At 37.7% G+C, this 26977-nt stretch carries 29 protein-coding genes and 1 riboswitch; of the genes, 20 read left to right on the top strand and 9 right to left on the bottom strand.

Annotated elements, in window-relative coordinates; genetic code table 11:
- Positions 1-83: 83 nt before the first annotated feature.
- The 4 genes from QZ995_RS06960 to QZ995_RS06945 all read right to left on the bottom strand — a co-directional run bounded on the left by QZ995_RS06960 (position 84) and on the right by QZ995_RS06945 (position 2681).
- A complete protein-coding gene (locus QZ995_RS06960) occupies positions 84-773 on the bottom strand; it encodes a peptidylprolyl isomerase (RefSeq protein ID WP_301804802.1) in 690 nt (229 codons plus the stop codon).
- 480 nt (positions 774-1253) lie between these two features.
- Positions 1254-1469: a hypothetical protein gene (locus QZ995_RS06955; RefSeq protein ID WP_301804800.1), complete on the bottom strand. Its 216-nt coding sequence runs from the start codon at positions 1467-1469 to the stop codon at positions 1254-1256.
- A gap of 32 nt (positions 1470-1501) precedes the next feature.
- On the bottom strand, positions 1502-2278 hold the full coding sequence (locus QZ995_RS06950; protein ID WP_301804799.1) for an N-acetylmuramoyl-L-alanine amidase: 777 nt from the start codon (positions 2276-2278) through the stop codon (positions 1502-1504).
- Positions 2279-2294: 16 nt separating this feature from the next.
- Positions 2295-2681 (bottom strand): hypothetical protein, encoded by a 387-nt coding sequence (locus tag QZ995_RS06945; RefSeq protein WP_301804797.1) that lies wholly within the window; start codon positions 2679-2681, stop codon positions 2295-2297.
- A 258-nt stretch (positions 2682-2939) separates the two neighbouring features.
- Here QZ995_RS06945 and QZ995_RS06940 point away from each other — a divergent pair, with 258 nt between their 5' ends.
- The 3 genes from QZ995_RS06940 to QZ995_RS06930 all read left to right on the top strand — a co-directional run bounded on the left by QZ995_RS06940 (position 2940) and on the right by QZ995_RS06930 (position 4843).
- Positions 2940-4223, top strand: a complete 1284-nt coding sequence (locus tag QZ995_RS06940; protein ID WP_301804793.1) for a helix-turn-helix domain-containing protein — start codon at positions 2940-2942, stop codon at positions 4221-4223.
- Positions 4224-4237: 14 nt separating this feature from the next.
- Entirely contained in the window at positions 4238-4378 is a 141-nt protein-coding gene (locus tag QZ995_RS06935; RefSeq protein WP_003340961.1) for a hypothetical protein, read from the top strand.
- 363 nt (positions 4379-4741) lie between these two features.
- Positions 4742-4843, top strand: coding sequence for an aspartyl-phosphate phosphatase Spo0E family protein (locus tag QZ995_RS06930; RefSeq protein ID WP_301804781.1), 102 nt, complete (start codon positions 4742-4744; stop codon positions 4841-4843).
- 103 nt (positions 4844-4946) lie between these two features.
- Here the strand turns inward: QZ995_RS06930 and QZ995_RS06925 are convergent, their stop codons facing one another.
- Positions 4947-5111 (bottom strand): hypothetical protein, encoded by a 165-nt coding sequence (locus QZ995_RS06925; RefSeq protein WP_301804779.1) that lies wholly within the window; start codon positions 5109-5111, stop codon positions 4947-4949.
- Positions 5112-5156: 45 nt separating this feature from the next.
- On the opposite strand from QZ995_RS06925, the gene QZ995_RS06920 reads away from it, so the two are divergent.
- The 4 genes from QZ995_RS06920 (at position 5157) to QZ995_RS06905 (ending at position 7871) form a co-directional block, all read left to right on the top strand.
- Positions 5157-5669, top strand: coding sequence for a hypothetical protein (locus tag QZ995_RS06920; RefSeq protein ID WP_301804776.1), 513 nt, complete (start codon positions 5157-5159; stop codon positions 5667-5669).
- Between the two features lie 28 nt (positions 5670-5697).
- Positions 5698-6231 carry a DUF4367 domain-containing protein gene (locus tag QZ995_RS06915; RefSeq protein ID WP_301804773.1) on the top strand — a complete coding sequence of 178 codons (534 nt, stop codon included), beginning with the start codon at positions 5698-5700 and terminating at the stop codon, positions 6229-6231.
- Positions 6232-6505: 274 nt separating this feature from the next.
- Entirely contained in the window at positions 6506-7153 is a 648-nt protein-coding gene (locus QZ995_RS06910) for a M23 family metallopeptidase (protein WP_301804771.1), read from the top strand.
- Positions 7154-7238: 85 nt separating this feature from the next.
- Entirely contained in the window at positions 7239-7871 is a 633-nt protein-coding gene (locus QZ995_RS06905) for a hypothetical protein (RefSeq protein ID WP_301804768.1), read from the top strand.
- 256 nt (positions 7872-8127) lie between these two features.
- Here the strand turns inward: QZ995_RS06905 and QZ995_RS06900 are convergent, their stop codons facing one another.
- Positions 8128-9273 (bottom strand): DNRLRE domain-containing protein, encoded by a 1146-nt coding sequence (locus QZ995_RS06900; RefSeq protein ID WP_301804872.1) that lies wholly within the window; start codon positions 9271-9273, stop codon positions 8128-8130.
- A 502-nt stretch (positions 9274-9775) separates the two neighbouring features.
- Here QZ995_RS06900 and QZ995_RS06895 point away from each other — a divergent pair.
- Positions 9776-10936, top strand: coding sequence for a flagellin (locus QZ995_RS06895; RefSeq protein WP_301804765.1), 1161 nt, complete (start codon positions 9776-9778; stop codon positions 10934-10936).
- Between the two features lie 93 nt (positions 10937-11029).
- Here the strand turns inward: QZ995_RS06895 and QZ995_RS06890 are convergent, their stop codons facing one another.
- From QZ995_RS06890 to QZ995_RS06880, 3 genes are all read right to left on the bottom strand, one after another.
- Positions 11030-11437 carry a hypothetical protein gene (locus QZ995_RS06890; protein ID WP_301804762.1) on the bottom strand — a complete coding sequence of 136 codons (408 nt, stop codon included), beginning with the start codon at positions 11435-11437 and terminating at the stop codon, positions 11030-11032.
- A gap of 89 nt (positions 11438-11526) precedes the next feature.
- Entirely contained in the window at positions 11527-11931 is a 405-nt protein-coding gene (locus tag QZ995_RS06885; RefSeq protein ID WP_301804759.1) for a hypothetical protein, read from the bottom strand.
- Between the two features lie 23 nt (positions 11932-11954).
- Positions 11955-12422 (bottom strand): hypothetical protein, encoded by a 468-nt coding sequence (locus QZ995_RS06880; protein ID WP_301804757.1) that lies wholly within the window; start codon positions 12420-12422, stop codon positions 11955-11957.
- 854 nt (positions 12423-13276) lie between these two features.
- Between QZ995_RS06880 and QZ995_RS06875 the strand changes: the two genes are divergently transcribed.
- The 12 genes from QZ995_RS06875 (at position 13277) to nikE (ending at position 26861) form a co-directional block, all read left to right on the top strand.
- Positions 13277-14410, top strand: coding sequence for a flagellin (locus QZ995_RS06875; RefSeq protein WP_301804755.1), 1134 nt, complete (start codon positions 13277-13279; stop codon positions 14408-14410).
- Positions 14411-14795: 385 nt separating this feature from the next.
- Positions 14796-15959 (top strand): flagellin, encoded by a 1164-nt coding sequence (locus QZ995_RS06870; protein WP_301804752.1) that lies wholly within the window; start codon positions 14796-14798, stop codon positions 15957-15959.
- Between the two features lie 616 nt (positions 15960-16575).
- Positions 16576-17745, top strand: a complete 1170-nt coding sequence (locus tag QZ995_RS06865) for a flagellin (protein ID WP_301804749.1) — start codon at positions 16576-16578, stop codon at positions 17743-17745.
- A gap of 410 nt (positions 17746-18155) precedes the next feature.
- Positions 18156-18560 (top strand): hypothetical protein, encoded by a 405-nt coding sequence (locus tag QZ995_RS06860; RefSeq protein ID WP_301804747.1) that lies wholly within the window; start codon positions 18156-18158, stop codon positions 18558-18560.
- A gap of 570 nt (positions 18561-19130) precedes the next feature.
- The gene (locus tag QZ995_RS06855) at positions 19131-19622 is read left to right on the top strand and encodes a MarR family winged helix-turn-helix transcriptional regulator (RefSeq protein WP_301804743.1); all 492 of its coding nucleotides are present in this window, start codon (positions 19131-19133) and stop codon (positions 19620-19622) included.
- A 106-nt stretch (positions 19623-19728) separates the two neighbouring features.
- Positions 19729-20115 carry a DoxX family protein gene (locus QZ995_RS06850; RefSeq protein ID WP_301804740.1) on the top strand — a complete coding sequence of 129 codons (387 nt, stop codon included), beginning with the start codon at positions 19729-19731 and terminating at the stop codon, positions 20113-20115.
- A 244-nt stretch (positions 20116-20359) separates the two neighbouring features.
- Entirely contained in the window at positions 20360-20983 is a 624-nt protein-coding gene (locus tag QZ995_RS06845) for a nitroreductase family protein (RefSeq protein ID WP_301804738.1), read from the top strand.
- A gap of 279 nt (positions 20984-21262) precedes the next feature.
- Positions 21263-21450: riboswitch (cobalamin riboswitch) on the top strand.
- Between the two features lie 157 nt (positions 21451-21607).
- The gene (gene nikA, locus QZ995_RS06840; protein ID WP_301804737.1) at positions 21608-23239 is read left to right on the top strand and encodes a nickel ABC transporter substrate-binding protein; all 1632 of its coding nucleotides are present in this window, start codon (positions 21608-21610) and stop codon (positions 23237-23239) included.
- A 34-nt stretch (positions 23240-23273) separates the two neighbouring features.
- On the top strand, positions 23274-24212 hold the full coding sequence (nikB, locus tag QZ995_RS06835) for a nickel ABC transporter permease (RefSeq protein ID WP_301804736.1): 939 nt from the start codon (positions 23274-23276) through the stop codon (positions 24210-24212).
- Positions 24213-24214: 2 nt separating this feature from the next.
- Positions 24215-25045, top strand: a complete 831-nt coding sequence (nikC, locus tag QZ995_RS06830) for a nickel ABC transporter permease subunit NikC (RefSeq protein ID WP_301804735.1) — start codon at positions 24215-24217, stop codon at positions 25043-25045.
- A 17-nt stretch (positions 25046-25062) separates the two neighbouring features.
- On the top strand, positions 25063-26037 hold the full coding sequence (locus QZ995_RS06825) for an ABC transporter ATP-binding protein (protein ID WP_301804733.1): 975 nt from the start codon (positions 25063-25065) through the stop codon (positions 26035-26037).
- 17 nt (positions 26038-26054) lie between these two features.
- On the top strand, positions 26055-26861 hold the full coding sequence (gene nikE / locus QZ995_RS06820; RefSeq protein ID WP_301804730.1) for a nickel import ATP-binding protein NikE: 807 nt from the start codon (positions 26055-26057) through the stop codon (positions 26859-26861).
- Positions 26862-26977 lie beyond the last annotated feature (116 nt).

Raw genomic sequence — 26977 nt, 5'->3', positions numbered from 1 at the left:
TAGGCAGCCATGTATATGAAAAAGGAAAAAGCCCTTGGTTTCATGCCTAGAGGCATTCCAAGGGCTTGCGCGTTTCCTTATGTTTATTTTTCAGTAACGGTGATCTTTTGAATGGTAATGGTTTCAGTTGGCGTACTATTTTCACCATATGCATTTGCTTTGACAGGGGTAGCGGCAATTTTATCGATGGTATCCATACCAGCTGTTATTTTTCCGAATATTGTAAAGTCTGGTCGAGCCTCTAAGTTCTTTACATCATCTCCGGAACCAATGAAAAACTGGCTTCCATTGGTATTTGGCCCCGCATTAGCCATTGCTACAACACCTTTATCATATGAGTGCCCATTCTTTAATTCATCTTCAAAGGAATAACCAGGGCCGCCTGTTCCATCTCCCTTTGGATCACCAGTTTGAATCATGAAGCTCTGGATGATGCGGTGAAATGTTACACCGTCGTAAAAATGATCGTTTGCGAGGAAAATGAAGTTATTGACCGTTTTAGGCGCGTCTTTCGCAAACAATTGGATGGTAAATGACCCTTTGTTCGTCTCCACAACGGCTTCATAATTTTTGCTAGGGTCAATTTTCATCTCAGGAGCCTTATCATACTGTTTGCCAGGCTTTTTAGCGGTTTCCTCCTTTTTGTCGGAAGGAGCGGTTTGCCCGGAAGCAGCGTTATTTTGTTGTTGATCAGGAGCAGGAGCTGTTTTAGTCCCGCAGCCTGTTACGAGAAGAGAGAAGCCTAATAGTAGTGCGATCGGTAGACGTTTCATACTTATCCTCCTTATTTTTTCTTTATTGTACCAGACAACCCATAGAGAGGTGAAATGATGGTAGCTAAATCTCAATATACACAGAGCGAGGCTAATCTTTGGTTTGAAAGTTATCAATGCAAGCTATTAAGTCCTTATGTGAATCAAAAAAGTGAATTAGTATACGCTTGCAAGTGTGGGAAGGAAATGCGTAATACATTTCTCCGTCTAAGGAAATTCTGTAAAGACCCATATTGTATCAATTGTCGCAGAGAGGAGAAACGGAAAAAGATTTACGAAGAAGTCATTGAGGTTATTATGAAGTATAATTTATAGAGTGGTAACTTCCTAATATAAACAAAAAAATCCCCTTCCAGCATTTAACCAGAAGGGGACAATTGTTTTACTTCATTTGTTTATTCAATTCATCTTTCCATTCACGAAGAGTAGACTCAATTAATGCTTCAATTTCTTCATCGGTTACTTTAATTTTATTTCGAGTCATACTTGCAACAAAGTACTTAACAGCTTCATTGTACTTCTCCTATTTTTCAAATGAACAAAGGCTTGTTCCGCATATTGCACAGCACGTAACGTATGTTCTTTTTTAATTTTACCTTTGAGAAACGTAACCAAATAAAAAATAGCCCATGTTCCTACCGCTAACAGTAGAAGATGAGCTACATCCAATACGATTTTACCTAATAAAACACTCATTTTATCATACTCCTTTTTAAATGATAGCCTCCTTATTTAACTTCTTTCAGAACGTATTCAACTGCTCGATCAATAAAAGTGATTACTTCTGCACGAGTAGCAGGTTGATCTGGATGTAAATTACCTTTTTCATCTCCAAGTACAATGCCTTTCTCATACAAACGATCAGCCGAATCAGAAACCCACTTCATCTTTTCAGGAATGTCTTTAAAGTATTTTGACATGATATATACCACCTTTTCTTTTGTTATAGTTGTTGTATTTTTAGAAGTGCCACCGTGTAATGCTTTTCCGACTTTCTCTTTAAACAAAGCCCACTCATCAGGATTGTTTACAAACCATCTATGACAATCCTTCCAGCCAACAACTTCCTTATGTAACCACAAATCATTTTCAGTTAGGTTATACCGTTTCAATAACTGCACACAAAATTCTAAGAGAGATTGATATGTTTCAGAAGCCATCTTCCCACTCATGTCTATATGGTTGCATTCAATGCCAATCGTGCAGTTGTTCGGGTATGTACTTAAACGTTTCAAAGCAGAATCAGTGTATGTTTTTGATCCTACGTGATATGCCATTTCATTTTCAGGAATACACTTCAAAATATCTCCATTTAAATCGATAATGTAGTGAGCTGATCCATAATTTGTTTTTCCAAATTTACGATTCTCAAAAAATCCCCATGTATTGATTGACTTCTGCATGGGTGCAGCTACCCAATGTATGACAATTCCTTTGATTGTTTTTACTTTTAAACGTGGTCTGGAGTAGTCGTTAGGGGTAAGTAGTTTTTCAATAATTTTCAAATATAATCGCCTCCAGTTATTGCAAAAAATTCACAGCAGATGCATTCAATCCGAGTAATACACAGAGGATTAAACCAATCAGCATAATCAACTTATTAGTGGTTTCTTGATACCGTTTCTTTTCATCATTACCTTGAGAAACTTTTACTTCTGAAGACTTAGATTCTCGAATTAATCTAATTTCTTCACGCTGTTGACGCATCTCTTCACGTTGCTGATCGGCAATAGTAGTTAGCTTGGTAATATTTTCAGTCATGGTCACGATGGCATCATTAAAAAGCTTTTCACTTTGTTTAATACTCAAGTTAATATCTCGGATATCTTCTTTTGTCTCTTCTTTGAATGAATTAAGTTCTCTGTGCAGATTCTCAATTTTCACTTCTAAGACTTGATTACTGGACATGGTAACAGTTCCTTTCAACGTAGAGTTATATGCAACTTGTACATATTGACTAGCCCCCTTTCCATCGAATAGGAGTAGATTTATGAGATCTTGAATCTATAATTTAAAAGACCGCCTTTCTTGTTTTAAAAAAATAAAAAAATTATTTAATCCAATATTTTTTATTGTTATTTACAAAAAAATACAATAAAGTTAGAATTAAGTTAAGGTTGATAAAGGATTAATGGGTTTATTTATAAATTAAGGAAGGGGATTGACATGGTTGACAGTCTAACTTTCACAACATTGGGGGAACTGATAAAAGAGAAAAGAACCGAACTGGGCATCAGTTTGTCAGAAGTATCCAGAGTGACTAGGATTAGCAAAGGGGTTTTATCGAAGATTGAAAACGATGAAACAAAGCGTCCAGAATTAAGAACTTTAAAGCCAATTGCAGATGTCTTGGCAATTCCTTATGAAGAAATCATAGAGCGCTATATTGATGTTGAGCACAGAATTGAATTTTTGGATAGCCTATTATCCGAAGCAATAGAAATGAGAAATTTGTTTTTAATAGCTAAATTAGCCAACAAAATTCTTGAGAATCCCCAAGAAGATACATATACATTATTAGAACGGTTGTATGATCTTGCAGGTAACACAATAAGGAATGAGGTCAAATTAAAGCTATATAGCGTTATTATTGAGTACGCTAGATTACGTGGGGAACCAAAATATATAGCAAAGGGTTTGTTACAAAAATATCTTATTGAAAGAAAAGATCTAAAAAAAATGGAGGATAGTTTTTCACTGGGTCAAGAAATTATACATTATAAAAGATTCTTGACTGAAGAAGAAAAAGCAATTTTTTATTTTCGTATGGCGCTACAAGCATTTGCCATTAAGAAATACCATGAAAGCATCGAACTGGCTGAAGCAGGTCTTAATGAAGACAAATCCAGCAATGAATTAAAGGCTAGAGCCTATTTAGCAATGATTAACTCTCTTTTATTATTAGGGAAATATGATGAGGTTGAACATCATTTAAATATTTTCGAAAATTTTGAATACAACTTCGTTCCAGATGCCACCAAAATCACACGTGGCATTGTAAAAGCTAAAAAGAAAGAGCATGATGTAGCTATTCCAATGTTAAAAGAGTGTCTAGATGAGGTTAGTAAGGAACTTAAAATTCATGTGGCGAATGAATTATTTGATGTATATTTTCAAATGAGTGACATGAACTCTATTGCAGAATTGCTGACCCTAGAACAGGAATGTATAATTAGCAATCCTCAAACACCATTTCAGTTCATATCGATGGGGATATTTTATCAATACAAAGGAAATTTTATGATTGAAACTGGATTTCCTGAGCAAGGAAAAGAATGCTATCTGTTGAGTTTAAGTTCTTTTGGGAAGGTGAGCGCATATCAAGAAATGTCAATATGCATGAAAGATGTTTTTTCCCATTTTACCAAAAAGTCAATGTCGTTTGATTTGGAATATATAAAACAATTAGATGAGGTGTATAATAATATTACGAACATAAATTGTAATTAAAGGAGGAATATAGAATGAGGAAGATGCTAACTGTGGCGGTATTATGCTTATCATTAATTGTTGTTGCGGATTCATTACCTTTAAACAAAACAGAAGACACTCTAAATGTCATCGCATTAAAAAGTACTCCGTATGTAGTTGATCCGGGATATTAAATCAATTATTTCTCTTCAATGGCGCTGTTAATCCAGCGTTCTTTTTTTTATGTTCAAAAAATGTAAATTGTTGTTGAAATTTTAAGTACGTTCTACATTTTCAGTACAGAGAGGTAATTTATAGTACATATGGTAAAATAATACTCAGGAGGAAGAAAGGAGGTGTGAACTTCGATCTAAACGACTTAACAACTAAAAGGAGCGTTCCCGTTAGTTTGCAGACAATCGGAACGCCCCACCTTGAGCAACAAAAAATGTTACTCAAGAACATTTTACCACTCACTTACAGAATATGAAAACAGAAAATCTTCAACTAGAAAATGATTACAAAGGCTTATAGAAATCCTCCGCAAAGAATTAGAGATGTTGTATTTCAAAAAAGGCTCATTTTTACACCCAACTGTAATACAAATGAGCCAACAACTAGATAAATACATTGTAATGTTTGAGAAGATTAGACGCTAGTTGGTCGATATGAATAGGCTGTACGGAAAACTTTACTAAACCTAGTAGGGAGGAATAATTATAAAGTCGTTTTTAAGCTATTCATTGAAGACCTTTTGCTGTATTAATCTGGCCGATTTTCGGATGATGAGGGGTAGTTAGATTCATCTATTGGATGTTTACTACCATGCTTATCCCTTTTTGTTAAACTGATTGAATCCATCAAAGGAAATAATGCAATCCCAACGACAAGTAAAACAATACCAATGCCAAAGTACAAAAGGTTCATCTCGTTCCCTCCCATTTCATATTTGAATATTAAGGAGCTGAAAAAATGAAGCGATTTTTAGCCTTGACTTCCATTTTAGCATTGTCCATTATTGGCACAAGTCCTGTCTATGCCGATGAAACTTATGTTTCAAAATTAAAACCGGACCTTGGAGCCACATACACATATTATCAAGATGTAGAAGATGGTTCTCCAGATTATTTGAACGGTTATGAAACTTTCTCTTTTAGACATTATGATACCATAAAAAGAATAAGCAAAGATACGATTGAATTCCAAAGAGCTGATTTTACAAAAGCTAAGGCTTCAGATGATGGTGTCGCTTATGGAATTTATCTGGTTGTTGACAGTGCAGGCGGTGGGGAAAATACCACTACTTATAATGATATTTTTTGTGACGGCTTAACCAGTGGAAACAAAAAATTCGATACAGGTGTCAAGCTAAAAACAACCTCAAGAGCGCTTGCGTATACAGAATCAAGAGTATTTGCACATGCAAATGGTTGTGGAGCTGGTGACTCATATTTTGTTCGAAATAAATACGTTTATCAACCTTAATAAAACATCCAAATAAGGAGAACATTCTATGAAAAAACACTTTGCTGGTGCATTATTAACCTTAGCTTTTTTGAGTATAGGTTTTTCTGTCTCAGCCAATGTTGAGAACAAATCAGTACAAGGATACAAAATAAGAAGTGAAGAACCATCTAAGGTAGTCACATTGCAAACTGTTCAAAACGATTTAGGTTTTATTATGCCTAAATATGTACCAGAGAGTCTTACCTTGAATTCTGTCGTACAGAATGACCCCCCTAGAGAAATTACAGCTAGTGAATTGCAAAATAGACTTAAAACATACGATATTTTTTATTCTGGTTCATGCGAAAAAGGAAAGGTATGTAACTCTCTATATATGATTGTTACAGAAGGAAATATGCATATTGGTGGAGCCGTTAAAGAAACTGAGATTAATGGCTCAAAGGCTGAAATTCAAGAAAATGAAAACGTCATTAACTTATCATGGAAGTATAAAGGTCTAACATACTGGGTACTGGCTAAAAAATCAGAAACATTAACACGTGAAGAAGTTTTAAAATTCGCTAATTCTATCGCAGAGTAAAGCCTAAACGTCCGAGTGGAATTCGTGCTCCAACACAATTGCTGGAGATGCCTAACAATGGGAATGTAATTTTCTGCTTACTACAGAGAATAGAATTCAACTGTTTAATGTTAATCAGATGTGATATGGGGTGACTCTTATCAAGAAATTGACTTCGAAGAACTCAGCAAAGATATTACACAAACAGAAATTAAAATACGATTGGTCTACACAGCGACTTGAGCTGAAGGAAGCAGCTAAAAAAATTTTTAACAAATAAGAAAGGTGATAAATAGTGAAAAAAAGTTTCGCGCTACTAACTGCACTAGCAATATTGACCTCATCTACTACTGCACTAGCTGCAACATGGCCTGTTCCCGATTCTACTAGGGTGACACAAAAATATTCAAAAACTCATAAGGGAATCGATATTGGCGCTAAAAAAGCAGGAAGAGCTGGAGATTCAGTAGTTTCAGTTTTTGATGGTAAAGTTGTATTTTCTGGATACCATCAAAGCAAGAAAGGTAAAAAAAGTAGCTATGGATATTTGGTGATAATTAACCACACTGTCGATAAAAAAAATGTACAAACTTGGTACGCTCACCTAAATACAGAGCCACTAGTTTCAAATGATGAGAAAGTTTATGAAGGAGAACAGATCGGAGAAATGGGGGAAACAGGAGGTGCCGATGGTGTTCACTTGCATTTCGAAACAAGAAATGGTACAAAATATGATTTTGGAAATTCAACATTTGACCCATTGACATATTTCCCTAAAATTAAAACCTTCAAAACTCAGTTGCAAGAATTCGATATAGACAATTTAGAGACAGACATGCTACCCCCTGAGTTAACTAATGAAGATTCCATTTTTTATAGTATTGAAGAAATTCGTGCAATGACACCTGAAAAACGTACAGAATTAGGTATACCTTTGGAATAAATTGACAAATACTTATCCCCCCTTTATAATGAGGGGGGATTGTGCTTTTCAAATAAAAAATGAACACAGAATGGAGAGTTTGGTGATGAAAAAAGTTTATCTTTTCTTGCTGATTTCCATCCTAGCTATCACTTCAATTTCATCTTGGAGTCCAACCAAAGCTGAAGCAGTAAAAGCCAGTGTTGCCGCCTCCAAAAATGATAAACTAACAAAAGAAAATATAACTTTCATATCATCTCTTTTAGAAAACTCTGCGCCTGATGTACTGACTGATAAAGTACTAACCAGTAAAGGTGATATACCTAAATTACTATGGTTTGATAAATTACAAACATGGACGGGGGATTTTATATCACTCTCAAGGTCAAAACGATTCATTGATGGCAACTCAAAAGAAGTTATCATTTCAAACTTAAAAAAATACTATACCCCCTCTAAAGCAGAAGAAATCTTTGCCTTTTTCTTTAAGAAGAGAGATAACGGTACTTATGAATGCGTTGAGACAGAAGGATTCTCATCAAGTATGCAAGGTATTGTGGAAGGCCTAAAAGTAACTATCCAAAAGAAGACTTCTACAAATATTATTGTTTTATTCGAAGGCATTGGATATGACTCCTTAAACTTTAAAAAGGTATTAAAACGCACAACAAAGGTACAATTCAACCTTGTCAAAAATAAGAATCAATATCTTATTGACGATATGATTGACCTTGATTAAGTTTAATCAAAGCTTAATTGCTCAAATTTAAACAGCTATAAACAATCAAAATATTGGTATTGGAGATTGAATTTTTGCCAATATGTGTTATGCTATGGTTAATATACTGACATGGGTATAAAAAGACCGCAGGTGTTGGTAGCACCCACGGTTTGTACAAAGACTATCCCTTCAAAGGGGTGGCTCGTTTGCAGGATGAAGTAGATCATTGAGTTGTCTGGCTCAAGGGTGATCTACTTCTTTTTTTGGTTCCACCCTATAAAATAAATACATAGCCAGCATCTGCATCATATTTTAAATTCCGCACCGTAATCCTCGCATGTATGTCACTAATCCTTCTTACCCTTACTGTAACAGTAGCTGGAATTTGTACATCCCGATATCCTCTAACCTTGATTTCTGCATTTAAAAATCCTGAGTTAACTTGAATATTACAAGGGAAATCTCTAACATGTCGAACAAACATTTGGCTGGTAAAAAACTTCCTTGATGGAATTACAACTGAGCCACTGCGTGTATCACTTTCTCGCTGTCGAACAATTAATGAACATGTAAGATCACGATTTCTTTCCTTTTTCTCAATACTCAAGGTAGCTGGCAAACTCTTCACATAAGTAACTTTAATGTTTGCACGTAGCTGTTTATATCGTTCTTTTTTCTCAATGCTCAGATTAGAGAATAACTGTTGATGCTCAGCTACACGTACAGTTAATGAAGCATCTAACTGACTCATACGTGACTTTTTCTCAATTGTCATAGAACCTAGTAATGATGTGCCCTCTAATCGTCTTACAATAAGTTCAGCAGAAATTATAGATTCTCTGGATTTCTTCTCAATAGACATGAAAGCAGACATTACATTGCTTCTCTTGCCTACTACATCCATTGAGCAACTTAAATCGGTATCCACTGATTTTCTTAAGATAGATAGCTGTGCAGCTAAGTCTTTTGCTTTGTATTTGCTGTTTACATTAATGGAAGCAGCTAGGCTGTCTTCACCGTTAGCACGAATAGACAAAGTTGCTGGCAGCTTGCCGAAAGCTAAACTAGAAATGAGCTTATAAAACCCTACTTCTAATATAGGGGGAGTGGATGATTCTTTGGTCTGTAATTGAATAGTTGACTGCTCATTTTGTTCTTCTGCAAATAAAAAAACACCATGATTAGGTGTTTTACCTTCATACCATTCTTTAACTAACGTAAAGACATCAATTTCAATATAACCATCAGCATGAGTAATGTGCTTCTCAGCTATCTTTCTGCCTTGAGGTGGCTGATTGCTCCATGTTACGTCATGTTCTCGCCAATCATCAAGAATTTCAAACAAAGAAAGATTAATGGGTGAATCTAAGTATCCACAGTATAGTTTTAACTTGGCTCGTTTTAATTCTTTCTCTTTGATAGTTTAGATAAATCAAATTCAACCAATCCACGAAAGCGTTCTGAGTGAGTCCTGCCAATTAACATGCTAGGGTCTGACCCATAACTAAGAGTAGGGATACCGTTTTGTATTAAAATCAAATTCTGATAGATGAGTACCATCTACGTATTCAGCCAACCATATGAACTCCCTTTGTGGTACAGGAGAGTAGGGGATAATGTGAGATAACATTGTATTGACCGCCAAATAATTTTATAAGTGGAAACTAAAGGAAGAAATTTTAACATTCTTAGTCTTTGGTTAATAAAGCTATAAAGTTTTCTGTGATATAATCCGATACTAATCATAGTCACCTAAATCCTAGGTTTTATCTGAGCTATGCATGCTAATGGTAGCGCTACCATTAGCTGATTGGGAGACTAAAGAAGTTGCCATTTTGAACCAACTTTATTTCAAAATGAAGCAACACAATATCATCTAGAACAATGGATGGTTAAAAAATGAAAAACACGGAGGTATTATCATGAGAATCAATCACAACGTATCAGCACTAAACACACACCGTCAACTAGGTGTAAACACTGGCGCATCTGGTAAAAACCTGGAGAAATTGTCTTCTGGTCTTCGTATCAACCGTGCAGGTGATGACGCAGCAGGTCTAGCAATCTCCGAAAAAATGCGCGGTCAAATCCGCGGTCTAGAAATGGCTTCTAAAAATGCGCAAGACGGTATCTCTTTGATCCAAACAGCAGAGGGTGCCTTGACTGAAACACACAGCATCCTGCAACGTATGCGTGAACTAGCAGTTCAAGCATCTTCTGACACAAACGAAGGCGTGGACCGTCAAAAGCTTCAAGCAGAGGTTGACGAACTGTCTAAAGAAATCAAACGTATTTCTACAGACACAGAGTTCAACAACCAAAAAGTATTGGATGGATCTTTTGAAGACAAAACGTTCCATATCGGTGCTAACCAAGGACAAAACATCAAATTGAGCATTAATGATATGAGCAACACAGAGCTTGGTGTGAACGGACTAAAAAATGAAACAACACAAGCTGAACTTGGTGTTAAGATTACGAATCGTGATGGTGAATCAGACATCGTAATTGATGTTACTGCTAAAGCAACTGTTGAAATCAAGGAAACTACTGCATCCATTGATAAAGATGGAAAAGTCAAATTAACTTTAGCACAAAAAGATGATGGTACAGTTACAGCTACGAAAGCAGATGTATTGGAAGCATTAAAGAAAGCTGGGTTAGAAGTTAATGATGACGGTAGTACTGCTACTGATGTAATTGCAGCCGCTGCTTATGGAAAATCGTATACATTCGCAAAAGCAGATGCAACGAACCCAGCTCAGGTTGATGATACAAAAGGTGTTAACATCTCCACTCAAAAAGCAGCAGACAAAGCAATCACAACCATCAACAACGCTCTAAACAAAGTATCCGAAGAGCGCTCTAAACTAGGTGCAAACCAAAACCGTCTAGAGCACACAATCAACAACTTGGGAGCAACTGCTGAGAACTTGACAGCCGCAGAATCCCGCATCCGTGACGTTGATATGGCAAAAGAAATGATGGACTTCACGAAAAACAACATTCTTACTCAAGCAGCTCAAGCCATGCTTGCACAAGCTAACCAACAGCCTCAAGGCGTACTTCAATTACTTCGTTAATTTAACATTAGAATAATGGGAAATGAGAAAAGACCTGACTAAAGAGTTGGGTCTTTTCTGCATCCCAACCAATCAAATAAAATATCTTTTTTATTAGGTGAACGTATAAGAAACTCGAATATTAAAATTAAAATTACCAGCAGGGGCATTTAATGGTGGATTGGCTTGAAGAATAAATTCAGCAAAATTTGCTTTTGAATTCTCTTTAGTCCCATCTTTTACAGCTCCAGCAATAGTACCGTCCTCCTGACCACTAGCCTTGATTTTTTTAGTTGATTGATTACCGCCAATTGCAGTGAAATTAACCTCGGACATGGATACAACCATAGTAGAAACCCATTTGCCTGTAACAACTGGACTATTAGAACCACCCTGTGTATCTACTGTAGTAAGAGTACAGTCATTCATATCTGAAACAGCCGATGTGCCACCTCTGTTATTCCAAAGCAGCACTCCTAACTGTGCAGAAGTATCTCCTGCATTATAGTTCCTATCTTCCAACCGCCTTTTGCAGCTAAATCTAGTGTATTGTCCTGTGAATACCGACTAATTAATGGTACTGCCATATATGTAAACCTCCATTTAAAATTTTATAAAACCGCATCAATTTGTATTGATATGCCTTCCTGTAGGGGATCAAATTTATCAACCTCTACAAATAAACGTAATACACCGTCTTTTTTTATCTCGCTTATCAATAAAGGAGGAATAAAAGCTGAATAATGACCTGCTTTAAATTGAATAGGTGAATCCGTTAATTTCTCCCATTCACAATGAGTACCGAAGTCAGTACCTGAAATTTTTTCAATAAATATATGAGTAGGGGAGGCACTAGAAGGCTTATTGCATATTGCTTTAATAGATTTAATCTTACAGTTGAAAGGTACGGAGGTAATAACTTTTTGAACCCCATCCATTGTAAATGTAGGAATAACAAAATGAATTGATCTGTATTGAAGTTTATTATGCATTAAATTAAAATCGTCTGAAGACATAAGACCATCTATTTTTTCACTTACTAATGGGATAGAACCTCTGGTATAGTTATCAATCTCTTTCCAAATCCATCACCTTCATAACGATATCGACTACCTGTACTCAAAACCATTGTTGTAGAACCGATTTCAGGATTAGGGTAGGCTAAAGCAATATCCTCATATTTATCAACTGGTTTTAACCAGATTAGGCGAGTAGTCATAGCAGCTTTATAGGCTAAATCAGCTTTTTCATCAACATTATTACTAGCTTTAATTGCTTTATCTGAGGCTGATAATGCCATTTCGGTTGCCTGATTAGCACGACTGGTAGCAATAAAAGCACCTTCGGCAGCCATCGTAGCATTTTTGGCGGCTTCAAGAGCTTTTTCAATAGAATCTCCGACTTCAATTATCTTAATTAGAGCTGTATCAATAATATGCTGTAAATTTTCCACTACATCATTATTTGGATTATGAGCATAGATACGTGATGCAGGATATTGAATCAACCCACGACCTTTATAGGAAACGGAAACAGTTTTGTGTTCTTGAGATGGATGAAAGGTAATGAAACCATTGTAGTAAGTAACAATAAAATCATTTTCTAGAGGAATTGGTCTGGAGTCAGGTTTGCGTTAGTTTATCTCCGAATATCCGTATATTTCTACCCGATGGAATCAATGATAATGGAACTCCCATATATTTAAACCTTTTGTTTTCCTCATTAAAATTATCTTTTGCCCGCATTGCATTTTTAAAACTAGAAGTATCTTGAATTCTTCTCTAATTTCATAGAATCTCGAATTATTTAATAGCTTTTCAGCTTGGACATAGTCTTTATTAGATATTAGTTTATAAATATCTTCAAGTTCACTGTTAGCAATTTCCTCTTCATTATTTTGAGAATTAATTTTGTTGTTTGCGTTATCTTGATCCACAAGAAGGTTCTGATTGAGCATTACTACAAGCATTTAGACTTAAAGCTAAAAAGAATACTAACAAATATTTTCTCATGGAATAACTCCTTTACATTTTAACACATAAAACTTACCGTTACGAAAAGCATTTGTGTATGATCGCGGATTGATATAAGAAGGGATAACTCACGATAATTTACTTTAATATTTAGTGAATAAAAAAATATTTGATAAAACTATAAAGTTTTCTGTGATATATCCGATATTAATAATAGTCGCCTAAATCATGGATATTTTCTGGGCAAAATGATGCTAAGAAAGGTGTAATTATCCAGGATTTGGTTGCCTAGCAATCTTGAAACGATCCCATTTCAGAATAGTGCAACATTACATAATCTTGAGCAAATGGATGGTTCAAGAAGTAAAAAACACGGAGGTAACAAATCATGAGAATCAATCACAACGTATCAGCACTAAACACACACCGCCAACTAGGTGTAAACACTGGCGCATCAGGTAAAAACTTGGAGAAATTGTCTTCTGGTCTTCGCATCAACCGTGCAGGTGATGACGCAGCAGGTCTAGCAATCTCCGAAAAAATGCGCGGTCAAATCCGCGGTCTAGAAATGGCTTCTAAAAACGCACAAGACGGTATCTCCTTGATCCAAACAGCAGAGGGTGCCCTAACTGAAACACACAGCATCCTGCAACGTATGCGTGAACTAGCAGTTCAAGCATCTTCTGACACAAACGAAGGTGTTGACCGTCAAAAGCTTCAAGCAGAGGTTGATGAGTTGTCTAAAGAAATCAAACGTATTTCTACAGACACAGAGTTCAACAACCAAAAAGTATTGGATGGATCTTTTGAGAACAAAACGTTCCATATCGGTGCTAACCAAGGGCAAAACATTAAATTAAGCATTAACAACATGAGTAACAAAGAGCTAGGTGTAAATGGCCTGGCTAAAGAAACAACGGCGGGCGATATCACATTTACTAACAGAAGCGGCGATGAGGATTTCAAAGTTGAGTTTGCAATTGGAGCGAAAGGCTCTGGTACATCTGCTAAAGTAGATAAGGATGGAAAAGTAACTGTAACCTTAGCATCTGCAGACGGTACAAATACAACAGCAAAATTTGATGATGTATTAGGAGCTTTGAAGGCCGTAGGAGTTGAATCGAAGCTTGGCGCTGGTAAAAAAGGAAGCGATACTGCCGCTAAATTAGCAGAAACAACTATTGCTAAAGCTGCTGCTACAGATGTTGATGACACAAGAGGTGTTAACATCTCCACTCAAAAAGCTGCGGATAAAGCAATCACAACGATTAACAATGCTCTTAACAAAGTATCGGAAGAGCGCTCTAAACTAGGTGCGAACCAAAACCGTCTAGAGCACACAATCAATAACCTAGGAACAACTGCTGAGAACCTAACAGCCGCAGAATCCCGTATCCGTGACGTTGATATGGCAAAAGAAATGATGGACTTCACGAAAAACAATATCCTGACTCAAGCAGCTCAAGCTATGCTTGCCCAGGCTAACCAACAGCCTCAAAGCGTGCTTCAATTGCTTCGTTAATGTATTGAGGATTATTTATCGAAAAGACCTGACGAATCAGTTAGGTCTTTTTTTCATTTAAAATGAAGCGATTAATAGGTAATGTGTAGGCTATTACATAGAAGAGTAAAATTCTCGATCAAAAGGTAAAACGATACAAAAAAAATTGATTTAAAAAATATTATATATAACAATAAAGTTTCAAATCATATATCCGATATTAATAATAGTCGCTCAAATCATGTATTTTTTCTTTTGCATGTATGGATGTTGAGGGTAGCGCTACTATGGTATTTGGGACGACGTAAGCGCCATTTTGAACAATTCGATTTCAAAATAAAGCAACACAATATCATCTTGAACAAAATGGATGGTTCAAGAAGTAAAAAACACGGAGGTAAGAATCATGAGAATCAATCACAACGTATCAGCACTAAACACACACCGCCAACTAGGTGTAAACACTGGGGCATCTGGTAAAAACTTGGAGAAATTGTCTTCTGGTCTTCGCATCAACCGTGCAGGTGATGACGCAGCAGGTCTAGCAATCTCCGAAAAAATGCGCGGCCAAATCCGCGGTCTAGAAATGGCTTCTAAAAACGCACAAGACGGTATCTCCTTGATCCAAACAGCAGAGGGTGCCCTAACTGAAACACACAGCATCCTGCAACGTATGCGCGAACTAGCAGTTCAAGCATCTTCTGACACCAATGAAGGTGTTGACCGTCAAAAGCTTCAAGCAGAGGTTGATGAATTGTCCAAAGAAATCAACCGTATTTCTACAGACACAGAATTCAACAACCAAAAAGTATTGGATGGATCTTTTGAAAACAAAACATTCCATATCGGTGCTAACCAAGGACAAAATATTAAGCTGAGCATTAATGATATGAGCAATGAGAAGCTTGGTGTGAATGGATTGAAAAAAGAATCTAATGTTCTTGGTGGGGATATTATTGTCAATAATAAAGGCGATAAATTTGAAATCACATATTCTATCAATGGTGCAGATAAACCAGCAGTAGATAAAACAACTGCCAAGGTAGATAAAGATGGGAATGTAACTGTTACACTAGCCCAAAAAGAAGGAAAAGGTGCCGTAGGTGACATCAATGCAACAAAAGCAGATGTTTTGAACGCACTTAAGGAAGCAGGGATCGATGCTACAGCAAAAGCTGGTGTGGATTTAAGCACAAAAGCGCTAACTGGTAAAACTGCTCCTACCAAAGACACCATTGCAGTAGCGAGTGAGGTAGATAATACAAGAGGCGTTAACATCTCCACTCAAAAAGCAGCAGACAAAGCGATCACAACCATCAACAACGCTCTGAACAAAGTATCCGAAGAGCGCTCTAAACTAGGTGCGAACCAAAACCGTCTAGAGCACACTATCAACAACTTGGGAGCAACTGCAGAGAACCTAACAGCTGCTGAATCCCGTATCCGCGACGTTGATATGGCAAAAGAAATGATGGACTTCACGAAAAACAACATTCTTACTCAAGCAGCTCAAGCAATGCTTGCACAAGCTAACCAACAGCCTCAAGGCGTGCTTCAATTACTTCGTTAATCTAACGATGATAGTGATAGAAAGGACCTAACGAATCAGTTAGGTCTTTCCTTTTTGCATAAAAGGGTAGTTCTTAATAAAAGAGGGAAATAAGATATTAAATTATCTAAGGTTATTTCTTTGGAAGAAGAGATAATACGAACCGAACTAGTTAGATGTGCCTTTTTCTCCGGGAGATATCAAAGCATATCCAACACTTTGGATGCTGTAAATTGCAATGAATCATAAGTAAGTCCTATAATTGATATTTCTATTTTTTACGTTTTTGAGTCAAGTATTAATTGATTTTAAACCTAAATGCTTTGCTTAGATTGATTATAAAAACGAACCCACTTTCTACTAAAATAAAACCTCTCAACGTTACGTTGGAAAAATTTGAATAAAAAAACTTTTAATGAACTGTAAAATTTTATGATGAATATCCGATACTAATAATAGTCACCTAAATCTTGGTTTTTTATCTGAGCCATGCATGCCAAGGGTAGCGCTACTTTTAGCCGATTAGGGGACTAAACAGTTGCCATTTTGAAACAATTCGATTTCAAAATAAAGCAACACAATATCATCTTGAACAAATGGATGGTTCAAGAAATGAAAAACACGGAGGTAACAAATCATGAGAATCAATCACAACGTATCAGCACTAAACACACACCGCCAACTAGGTGTAAACACTAGCGCATCAGGTAAAAACCTGGAGAAATTGTCGTCTGGTCTTCGCATTAACCGTGCAGGTGATGACGCAGCAGGTCTAGCAATTTCTGAGAAAATGCGCGGCCAAATCCGCGGTCTAGAAATGGCTTCTAAAAATGCGCAAGACGGTATCTCCTTGATCCAAACTGCTGAGGGTGCATTAACTGAAACACACAGCATCCTGCAACGTATGCGTGAACTAGCAGTTCAAGCATCTTCTGACACTAACGAAGGCGTAGACCGTCAAAAGCTTCAAGCAGAGGTTGACGAATTGTCCAAAGAAATCAAACGCATTTCTACAGACACAGAGTTCAACAACCAAAAAGTATTGGACGGATCTTTCGAAGACAAAACGTTCCATATCGGTGCTAACCAAGGACAAAACATCAAATTGAGCATAAATGATATGAGCAATGAAAAACTAGGTGTAACTGGGTTTAAATCAAAAGAAACAGTTATTGATACAGATATTAAAATCGGAAATACTTCTACAGATGCCTTTACAATTGAAGTAAAAGCATCCTCAACAAAAGGTAACGATGAAGTAAAAGAAACAACGGCAAAAATTGATAAAGATGGTAACGTAGTTGTAACTTTAAAACAAGAAGCATCAAAAGCTACAGATGCCACTGCAGGTAAAATTACTGCAACAAAACAAGAAGTGGTAGATGCTCTTAAGAAGATTGGTATCGAAGCTTCTGTTGAAACTGCAAAAGCAGGGGATGCTGCGAAGGTTGTTGCTGCTGCAGCAGGAAAAATCGCTGCTGCTACAGACAAAGATGACCAAAAAGGTGTTAACATCTCCACTCAAAAAGCAGCAGACAAAGCAATCACAACCATCAACAACGCTCTTAACAAAGTATCCGAAGAGCGCTCTAAACTAGGTGCGAACCAAAACCGTCTAGAGCACACAATCAACAACTTGGGAGCAACTGCTGAGAACTTGACAGCTGCTGAATCTCGTATCCGTGACGTTGATATGGCAAAAGAAATGATGGACTTCACGAAAAACAACATTCTTACTCAAGCAGCTCAAGCAATGCTTGCACAAGCTAACCAACAGCCTCAAGGCGTGCTTCAATTACTTCGTTAATCTAACGATGATAATGATGAGAAAAGACCTAACGAATCAGTTAGGTCTTTTCTTTTTTGTATTAATTTTGTATCAATATGGAGGTCATAAATCAGGTGAACAAGTAAAATAAGAAAAGAACTAACAGAAGAATTTTTGCTGCCTACAATATGTATAAAGATTTTGATAAGTAGCAAAAGCATTGAAGGGAATAGGGGCTACAGCTGTTTTCTTATAGTAGAATACGAGGGGAAACAGAAATATTTGTAAAAGTGACTGGGGAATAAGCAGGATAATTTCGCTACAAAAATATATAATATTTATGGTTTATTTATATTGATTTTACTTAATAATTTTTAAATTGTAAAAATATGGTAAATATTGTAATATGTACATGTATCAAAAATACTATATTTAAAGGAGTGCAAGTCATGAAAAAATTAATCGCTTCTTTAGGTGCAGTAGCAATTTTAACCTCAGCAGTACCAGTATTTGCATCAGGAACAATAGAGCCTGCCTCTATCAAAACGAATGTAAGTAAGCCAATGTTATATGAGGAAAAAACACATTCAATTTGGAGATGGGATGTTTCTGGGGTAGATGTCTATTACGTAAAAGCAGGTCAAACTTTAACAATAAATGCAAACAACCCTTCCATAAAGGTAAAAGTATGGGATACAAATGGTAATAACTATATTGGAGATCGGAATATTAAAAACTCGGGTAGAACAGGAGCACAGAATGTTACTGTATCAAGGGATACAACCTTATGTATAGAGTATTATAATCCCTTAAGCCAAGAAGTAAAAATTGTAGCATCATACAATATAAGATAGTCATTTCTAATAAAAGAGCGATTGCTGGAGCACCTCCGCCTCGCTCTTTTTTATTCCATTGAACTTCCTAACTATGCATCTATTGGCTAAATAAATATTTGAGAGGTGGTGAAAAGCGGAGAAATGAAGGAAGAATCAACCAAGCAACCAAGACATTCGATCTACTTTTCTCATTGAGCAGTAGACAAACGTGCTCTTCAGGGTGACAAGCATTAACAACCTTATACCGGGCCTAAAAAATCAACCACTGGCAAAAATGGGGCGTTTATAAAAAATCAACCCTAGAAGTACAAACGATTACGAGCTGTTCGTACCCCTTAAATTCCGTAATATACTGGCAAACCAATAAGTCTTTCTCTATTTATCCAATTAAACTAAAACAAGTAAAAGCAATGCAGATATAACCGGCTTCAGCCGTCACATAGTCGATTATTTATTGTACTAGTTGACAACGTAAAAAAAATAAGGTATGCTTCATATATCTTAAATTTAAGATATTAAAAAATGAGACATGCTGAATTATTTTTTGTAAAAGGTAAGATAAAATAATCAAGGAAAGGAGAGAACAAAATGCAGGATAAACAGGGAAAGCAAACGGACATGATTACGGATGTTAATAAAGCGCAAGAGCAATCTCTCCATTTGTTCGTTGTCTTATCTCGCGCCTTTAACTGGACGTCTGCTCATGTTCAGAAAGATATTCGACAATATGGATTGAATCCGACTGAATTTGGCGTCCTAGAATTGTTATTTCACAAAGGCAGGCAGCCTCTGCAGCAAATTGGAGACAAGATTTTAATCTCTAGCGGAAATATTACTTATGTGGTTGATAAGCTGGAAAAAAAAGGTTATTTGCTTCGCAAGCCCTGTCCGAATGATCGACGCGTGATCTATGCGGAATTAACCCAAGAAGGAGAGCAATTTCTCCAAGATATTTTTCCGAAGCATCGAGAAAAGCTAGCAGAAGCACTGAGTGGACTGTCTCCTGAAGAAAAAGAGATTACCATCACCTTGTTAAAAAAGCTTGGGAAGTCAGCCCAAATGAATTTTGTAGATAAGTAGCTGAAAACAGATGCGATAATAAAAAGAAACATATTATCCATCTTTTTCATATATCTTTAATTAAAGATACTCAAAATAAAACATATTCCTGAGGAGGAAAAAGAAAATGAATGCAGGACTTTTACTTATTCGATTAGTTGTGGGACTTTTATTTATTGGTCATGGTACACAGAAATTATTTGGATGGTTCGGCGGGCATGGCTTAAAGGGAACAGCTGGTTGGTTAGAATCAATCGGTGTGAAACCCGGCTTGTTAATGGCTTTCATGGCAGGAGCCAGTGAGATTGTTGGAGGATTGCTCTTTGCCTCCGGTGTGTTTACTTGGGTAGGAGGAGCACTGATCGCTTTTACTATGCTGATCGCTATTTTTACTGTACATGGAAAAAATGGATTGTGGATTACTCAGAACGGTATGGAATACAATCTGGTATTGCTAGCGGTAGCTATCGGTGTTGCGCTGATTGGTCCAGGTGCATATGTTTTATTTGCATAAGTATCTGCATAAGGACTTACCTGAAAAGAAAGGTATCCAGATTTACGCACTCTATTGTATGATAATGAGGATACGTAACATGCTTCGATAAATAGGTCTTACTAAGAGTAATTAAACAAGAATCAACAAAGTAAAGCAGAATGAATTAGGTACAAAAAGCAGGGGGAGCGAGTAAGTGTAGAGAATTGCTTTTTCTCCTCCCCTGTAACAATTACGATACATACAATGAGATGAGGGAGTTTACATGAGTGAATTTACAAGACTAGTGAAAAGTCGACGTTCCGCAAATAATTTCATTGAAGGGGTAGAAATTACCCGATCCGAGCTTGAAGAGATCTTTACTTTGGCTAAATATGCTCCTTCTGCTTTTAATCTTCAGCATACACATTATCTTGTCGTAACGGATCCAGTCTTGAAAGAAAAAATTTACGAATCCTGCAAGCAGTATAAGGTGCATTCAGCTTCAGCTGTCATTTTGGTGTTGGGCAATCGTTACGCTTATCAAGCAGTGGAAAAAATAAACGAGGGTATGCATCATCTCGGAATTTTGAGTAAACAAGAGCTGGATCGTACCGTTGAGACGGTTACAGGGATATATGAGGGTAATGGTGAATCCTTTATGAAGGAAGAGGCCATTCGTAATGCAAGCCTTTCTGCAATGCTATTTATGCTATCTGCGAAAGATAAAGGCTGGGATACGTGCCCGATGATTGGATTTGATCCAGATGCTATTAAGGAAATTTTAGAAATTCCTGATGGATACGAAACAGTCATGATGATTACTATCGGAAAAGAAAAGCTCTCAAGCCAACGTCCACGCGGCTATCGCAAGCCGAACGGAGAGTTTGTAAGCTACAACGGTATGTGATTTTTATGAAAACATTGCTAAAGCTGTTAATGGGACATGCTGCGGCAATGTTTTTTTACTGTAGAGAAAGTGGCGCTTTTGGGAGATGAGCCTGATCCTAGATGCATCCTCTTTTAAGCCTTTCTAGGAAAAGTATTCCAGCTCCTGAGCCGAATTATAGAAGGGCTTTAATTTCATATAGCGTAAACTTGGAATAACGAATATAATTTGTTTTAGGTAAACTTTTTGTCCTACTTTCAAATTAAGGATATAAAGTGAATATTTCCATAAGGAAAAACTACATATGGTAGTGGAATGGGTGTATTTGTTTCATAACGAATACTTAAAAGGGAAGCCGGTGTAAATCCGGCACGGTCCCGCCGCTGTAAGGGGGAGTCTTATGCAAACATGTCACTGGATCATATCTGGGAAGACGCATGGAGATGATGAACCCAAGTCAGAAGACCTGCCTATTCTAGAAATGCTGTTAGACCTACGGGGAGATAGGGAGGTGTTTGAATGCTGAAAGACCGATGGGATGTATTTATAAACGATAGGCATTTCTGACCTTTTTAATCTGGTTGGCAATGTTTTTTTGTTTTTTAACATTTTTGGAATAATTAAATTATATAAAAGGTGATAAAAATGTTTTCGAAACGGTCTGCATTTATCACTTCTTTTGTTGGACTAGTAGCGATGCTGACAATCATTATCGCTGGCTGTGGCAACACAACAAAAGAAGGAGAAAATAGAACAAATCCAGATAGTTCAAAAGTTCTTACGTTTTCCTGGTCGGGAGATATTGGAGACGTAAATCCTCATACCTATTTTCCGAATCAATGGTTCTCACAAGCTATGGTATATGAATCTCTAGTTTACTACGGTGAAGGCGGGGAGCTTAAACCATGGCTGGCCCAAAGCTGGGAAGTATCGAAGGATGGGAAAGAATACGTGTTTCATCTAAGAAAAGATGTTACATTTTCGGATGGATCGCCGTTTAATGCTGCAATCGTGAAGAAAAACTTCGATACGGTTTTAGCTAATGCTCCTCAACATGAATGGATGGAACTAATTAATCAAATTAAAAGTACTGAGGCAGTGGACGATTTTACGTTTAAATTAATTTTGAACAAGCCATATTACCCAACTTTACAGGAGCTTACGTACATCAGACCTTTACGATTTGTAGGAGAAGCTGCCTTTCCTGACAGCCAAAACACATTTAAAGACGGGCTCAAGTCACCGATTGGGACAGGTCCATGGGTACTAAGCGAATATAGGAAAAATGAAAGGGCTGTCTTTACAAGAAACGAGAAGTACTGGGGAGAGAAACCGAAAGTCGATAAGGTGATTGTTAAAGTCATACCTGACGGTGAATCTAGAGTGCTAGCTTTTGAGAAAAAGGACATCGATCTGATTTTTGGAAACGGAGTCATAAGCCAGGATTCGTTCCGGTTTCTGAAGGAATCGGGAAAATATGAAACCAAATTATCAGAACCTACGGCTACAAGGGCGTTACTCTTTAATACGAACAGAGAAGTTCTAAAAGAGCGTAAATTACGTCTTGCTATCCAGCATGCCTTTGATAAGCAGGCTGTAATCGATCATATCTTTTACGGTACAGAAAGAAAAGCTGATACGTTATTTGCGCCTACCATTCCATATACGAAGATTAATGTAAAACCGTATGAACACGATGGAGAAAAAGCGAAGCAGTTATTGGATGAAGCGGGCTGGAAACAAGTAAATGGCAAACCATTTCGAGAAAAGGCCGGAAAAACGCTACAATTGGAGCTAATGTTTATTAGCTCAGACAACATTCAGAAGGCGATTGCAGAATATACCCAAGGTGAGTTTAGAAAATTAGGGATAGATATGAAGCTGACAAGTAAAGAAGAAGAGGATTTTTGGGCTACAGCCAATGAAGGAAGCTTTGATTTATTATTTACGGCAAGCTGGGGTGCCCCGTTTGATCCACATTCCTATTTATCTGCTATCACAACACCTTCGGAAGGCGGCAGTCCGGATTACAAAGCTCTATCAGGGCTGCCAGGCAAGAAAGAATTAGATAAAAAAATCAAGGAAGTATTGGTAAGTACAGATGAAGAGCACAGAAAGATGCTTTATACAGATATTTTAACTACATTGCACGAACAAGCTGCTTACTTACCAATATCTTATCAGTCTAATATAGCGGTCTATCATAAAAATATAAGCGGGGTTCATTTCTTGCCTCAAGAATACGAAGTGCCTTTCACTACCATTGATATGAAGTGAAGTGGGGTTATGTAAAAACGCGAAGGAGTAGTAAATGGGTTGGTTTATTGTTAAACGTCTCACAAGTTTACTGCCAATATTATTTGGAATTTCTCTGATCACTTTCATTCTGCTCCACTTAACCCCTGGGGATCCGGCCGCAGCTTACTTGAGGGCGTCACATATTCCTCCAACAGATGAGGCAGTGGCTTCCCTTCGAGCAGAGCTAGGGCTGGACAAGCCCCTGTATATCCAGTATGTAAATTGGCTAGGAAAAGTGGTTCAATTGGATTTAGGGATTTCTTATGTGTCGAAGAAATCTATATGGGATGAGATCATTCTCCATTTCTTCCCGACAATGCAACTCGCATCTGCTGCATTGCTCCTGATTATTTTTATTAGTTTACCTTTAGGAATGATTTCTGCCCTTTACAAGGGGAAATTAATTGATCAGGTTAGCAGGATGCTTGCCTTTGTAAGCGTCTCGATGCCTGCTTTTTGGCTCGGATTTCTATTCATCTATTTTTTATCGGTAAAGTTAGATTTATTTCCCGTATTAGGAAGAGGAACTTTTGCCCATCTTGTGCTTCCGGCCCTGACATTGGCTTTTCCTTATATAGGCACGTACATGCGCTTGCTTCGCACCAGTATGCTAGAAAATTTGAATGAGCCATTTGTCGTATATGCGAGAGCGAGAGGGCTGCGAGAAAGTCTAATTATTGGCAGACATGTGTTTAAAAAATCCTTATTGCCTGTGTTAACTGGACTTGGCATGAGCATTGGAAACATGCTAAGCGGAGCTGTTATTGTTGAGACCGTCTTTGCATGGCCCGGTATGGGCTCCTTGTTTGTCACTTCTATTTTACACCGTGATTATCCGATGATTCAGAGCTGTTTATTGTTTATGGGTGTGATCTTTGTCGTCTGCAATCTCCTTGTGGATATTGCATATGCTTTCCTGGATCCCCGGATAAAATGGGAAGGAGAGCAATAAGCGTGTTGAAAAAATTGAAGCATAAGCTACTGTCACAAAAGCTCATGATCATTTGCGGCATGATTATCATCCTCATGATACTATTGGCTCTGTTTGCTCCTTTTTTGTCTCCAAATGATCCGAATCTAGTTGATATCACTCAAAAGCTACAAGGCCCTTCCTCGAAGTTTCCGTTAGGGACAGATCATTTGGGCAGATGTATATGGTCTCGGCTGATCTATGGAACACGAACCTCACTGGGGACAGCTTTTTTTGTCATGGGATTTACCATGCTCATTAGTCTTCCAGTTGGTATTTTTGCAGGCTATCGAGGTGGTTGGATTGATTATCTGTTCATGCGAATCTGCGATATTTTCATGGCTTTTCCAAGCTTGCTTCTGTCATTAGCTTTGATTGGTATCCTCGGGCCCGGTCTGGGAAATATGATTTTTGCCATGGTGCTTGTCCAATGGGTGTTTTATGCTCGAATTATTCGGGGAATGGTTCTTAGTGTGAAGGAGCAACCCTTTATCTTAGCAGCAAAAGTGTGCGGAACACCAAAGTCGGTCATTGTGCTAAAGCATATCTTACCCACCATTATACCGCAGGTAATCGTTTTAGCTTTTATGGACATCGGAGGAATTGTTTTAGCTATTTCTGGTCTCTCATTTCTAGGCCTTGGCGTACAGCCGCCAGGAGCGGAGTGGGGAATGATGATCAATGACAGTAAGCCGTTTTTTAGAAACAACCCTTCCTTGATGCTGTATCCAGGGATGATGATCTTACTTGTCGTGATCGCTTTCAACCTGTTCGGAGAAGCCTTGAGGGATGCCTTAGACCTAAAAAGAAAATAGAAGGAAGGGATCAAAGGATGGCACAGCACCCCATTCTAACTGTTAACAATTTACATATAGTTGTATCAACACCGCATGGGGTGACTCAGACTGTCAATGAGGTAAGCTTTGAAATAGAGGCTGGAAAAGTGTTTGGGCTTGTCGGGGAAAGCGGCTCAGGTAAAACGATGACATGCATGTCTTTATTACATCTTTTACCTGAACAGGCAAAGGTGGCAGAAGGAAGTGTCACTTTTCGCAATAAAGATTTGTTAACCTGTTCAGAAGAAGAGGTAAGAAAAATACGGGGTAGCGAGATCGCTTTTATCATGCAAAATCCGATGACTGCCTTTAATCCTGTGCGTACCATTGGCAGACATTTTATTGAAACACTTGGAACTCATCTGCCTATTACCAAACGACAAGCAGAGAAAATCGCTTTGGAGCATCTGGAAAAAATGGACTTGCCAAATCCAGCGAATGTACTGAAACAATATCCATTTCAGCTAAGCGGCGGTATGCTCCAGCGTGTGATGATTGCAATCACGATGTCCTTACAGCCCTCGATTCTTATTGCGGACGAGCCGACGACTGCACTCGATGCGACTAATCAACTTCAAATTTTGAGGCAGTTGGATCAAATAAGAAAAGAATATGATACCGGTATTTTATTAGTTTCACACGATTTGGGAGTCATTGCTCAGCTAGCTGATGAAGTAGCTGTAATGTATGATGGGTATATTGTTGAAAAGGCGCCGGCTTCTACATTATTTAATCGCCCGATGCATCCCTACACCCGTGTCTTGTTACAAGCCAGACTTGGATTAACGAGCAGGAGGAGGAGGAAGGGTATTGACCGTGTTGGCGTGTCTTACCCTAAACCACTAAATAGAGAGGATATCTGCCCGTTTTTAGACCGATGCGAGAATGCAGACCACATCTGTGCAACGAAAAAGCCTGAATGGACAGAATATGAACAAGATCATCTGGTACGATGTGTAAAATTACGATAAAGGTGGCTGAATGAAGAGTGAGTCTGCTTGAGGTTACAAACATAAAGAAAACATATTCGCTAGGAAATTCCGTTTGGAGGAAGGGGAAGACGGTAGAAGCTGTTAAAGATGTCTCTTTCACTCTGGAAGAAGGGATATGTTTAGGACTTGTGGGAGAAAGCGGAGCAGGAAAGAGCACTCTTGGCAAAATTATTTTGGGACTTGAAAAACCTGATCAGGGAGAGGTCTGGTTTCAGGGAAAGGACCTTTATCGTTTAAAAGAAAAGGAATTAAGGGAGATTCGGCGAGATTTGCAGGTTGTCTTTCAGGATTGTTATAGCGCTGTAAATCCACGACTAACGATCAGAGAGATTATCGCTGAACCCTTACGAAATTACGAACAACGAACAGCTACTGAAGAAAGACAAAAAGTACAGGAGCTTTTGGAAATCGTAGGTTTAGATCCGGAAGATCTGTCTAAATACCCTCACCAGTTCAGCGGAGGGCAATTACAGAGAATCAATATCGCTAGAGCGATTGCACTAAAACCGAAGCTGATTATACTTGATGAGGCTGTAAGCGCTTTAGATGCTCTTACACAAGTACAAATTTTACATCTTTTAGCTGAATTAAAAGAAGAGTTTCAGCTTTCCTATCTGTTTATCTCTCATGACTTACAGGCGATCAATTACATCGCGGATTGTATAGGGGTCATGTATAAAGGCGAGATTGTTGAATGGTTAGGTGATATGGAGGAGCTTGGGCGATTAAAGCATCCTGTTTCCCAAAAAATCATGTCTTCTGCGTTATATCCATATCCAGGATTCTTTAAGCTTAAATCTTAGGTGTTTGCGAGGAAGGGACAGAAGCTGTTTAGCGATCTAGAAATCTAAGAGAGTTTCAGGGTAGTAAAAGTCAAATGTATCCTTTTATTTCATCGAGTGCACTATTAGGAAAAGGA

The organism is Brevibacillus laterosporus (assembly GCF_030489605.1).
Taxonomy (GTDB): domain Bacteria; phylum Bacillota; class Bacilli; order Brevibacillales; family Brevibacillaceae; genus Brevibacillus_B; species Brevibacillus_B laterosporus_E.
The sequence above is the reverse complement of the archived record's forward strand: the minus strand, read 5'-3'. Positions and strand labels throughout refer to the sequence as shown.

Bases quoted from the DNA above. Each gene is read 5' to 3' on its own strand.
- QZ995_RS06960 (WP_301804802.1), bottom strand. From the start codon at position 773: ATGAAACGTCTACCGATCGCACTACTATTAGGCTTCTCTCTTCTCGTA.
- QZ995_RS06955 (WP_301804800.1), bottom strand. From the start codon at position 1,469: ATGAGTGTTTTATTAGGTAAAATCGTATTGGATGTAGCTCATCTTCTA.
- QZ995_RS06945 (WP_301804797.1), bottom strand. From the start codon at position 2,681: ATGTCCAGTAATCAAGTCTTAGAAGTGAAAATTGAGAATCTGCACAGA.
- QZ995_RS06940 (WP_301804793.1), top strand. From the start codon at position 2,940: ATGGTTGACAGTCTAACTTTCACAACATTGGGGGAACTGATAAAAGAG.
- QZ995_RS06935 (WP_003340961.1), top strand. From the start codon at position 4,238: ATGAGGAAGATGCTAACTGTGGCGGTATTATGCTTATCATTAATTGTT.
- QZ995_RS06930 (WP_301804781.1), top strand. From the start codon at position 4,742: ATGTTGTATTTCAAAAAAGGCTCATTTTTACACCCAACTGTAATACAA.
- QZ995_RS06925 (WP_301804779.1), bottom strand. From the start codon at position 5,111: ATGAACCTTTTGTACTTTGGCATTGGTATTGTTTTACTTGTCGTTGGG.
- QZ995_RS06920 (WP_301804776.1), top strand. From the start codon at position 5,157: ATGAAGCGATTTTTAGCCTTGACTTCCATTTTAGCATTGTCCATTATT.
- QZ995_RS06915 (WP_301804773.1), top strand. From the start codon at position 5,698: ATGAAAAAACACTTTGCTGGTGCATTATTAACCTTAGCTTTTTTGAGT.
- QZ995_RS06905 (WP_301804768.1), top strand. From the start codon at position 7,239: ATGAAAAAAGTTTATCTTTTCTTGCTGATTTCCATCCTAGCTATCACT.
- QZ995_RS06895 (WP_301804765.1), top strand. From the start codon at position 9,776: ATGAGAATCAATCACAACGTATCAGCACTAAACACACACCGTCAACTA.
- QZ995_RS06885 (WP_301804759.1), bottom strand. From the start codon at position 11,931: ATGTCTTCAGACGATTTTAATTTAATGCATAATAAACTTCAATACAGA.
- QZ995_RS06875 (WP_301804755.1), top strand. From the start codon at position 13,277: ATGAGAATCAATCACAACGTATCAGCACTAAACACACACCGCCAACTA.
- QZ995_RS06870 (WP_301804752.1), top strand. From the start codon at position 14,796: ATGAGAATCAATCACAACGTATCAGCACTAAACACACACCGCCAACTA.
- QZ995_RS06865 (WP_301804749.1), top strand. From the start codon at position 16,576: ATGAGAATCAATCACAACGTATCAGCACTAAACACACACCGCCAACTA.
- QZ995_RS06860 (WP_301804747.1), top strand. From the start codon at position 18,156: ATGAAAAAATTAATCGCTTCTTTAGGTGCAGTAGCAATTTTAACCTCA.
- QZ995_RS06855 (WP_301804743.1), top strand. From the start codon at position 19,131: ATGCAGGATAAACAGGGAAAGCAAACGGACATGATTACGGATGTTAAT.
- QZ995_RS06850 (WP_301804740.1), top strand. From the start codon at position 19,729: ATGAATGCAGGACTTTTACTTATTCGATTAGTTGTGGGACTTTTATTT.
- QZ995_RS06845 (WP_301804738.1), top strand. From the start codon at position 20,360: ATGAGTGAATTTACAAGACTAGTGAAAAGTCGACGTTCCGCAAATAAT.
- nikA (WP_301804737.1), top strand. From the start codon at position 21,608: ATGTTTTCGAAACGGTCTGCATTTATCACTTCTTTTGTTGGACTAGTA.
- nikB (WP_301804736.1), top strand. From the start codon at position 23,274: ATGGGTTGGTTTATTGTTAAACGTCTCACAAGTTTACTGCCAATATTA.
- QZ995_RS06825 (WP_301804733.1), top strand. From the start codon at position 25,063: ATGGCACAGCACCCCATTCTAACTGTTAACAATTTACATATAGTTGTA.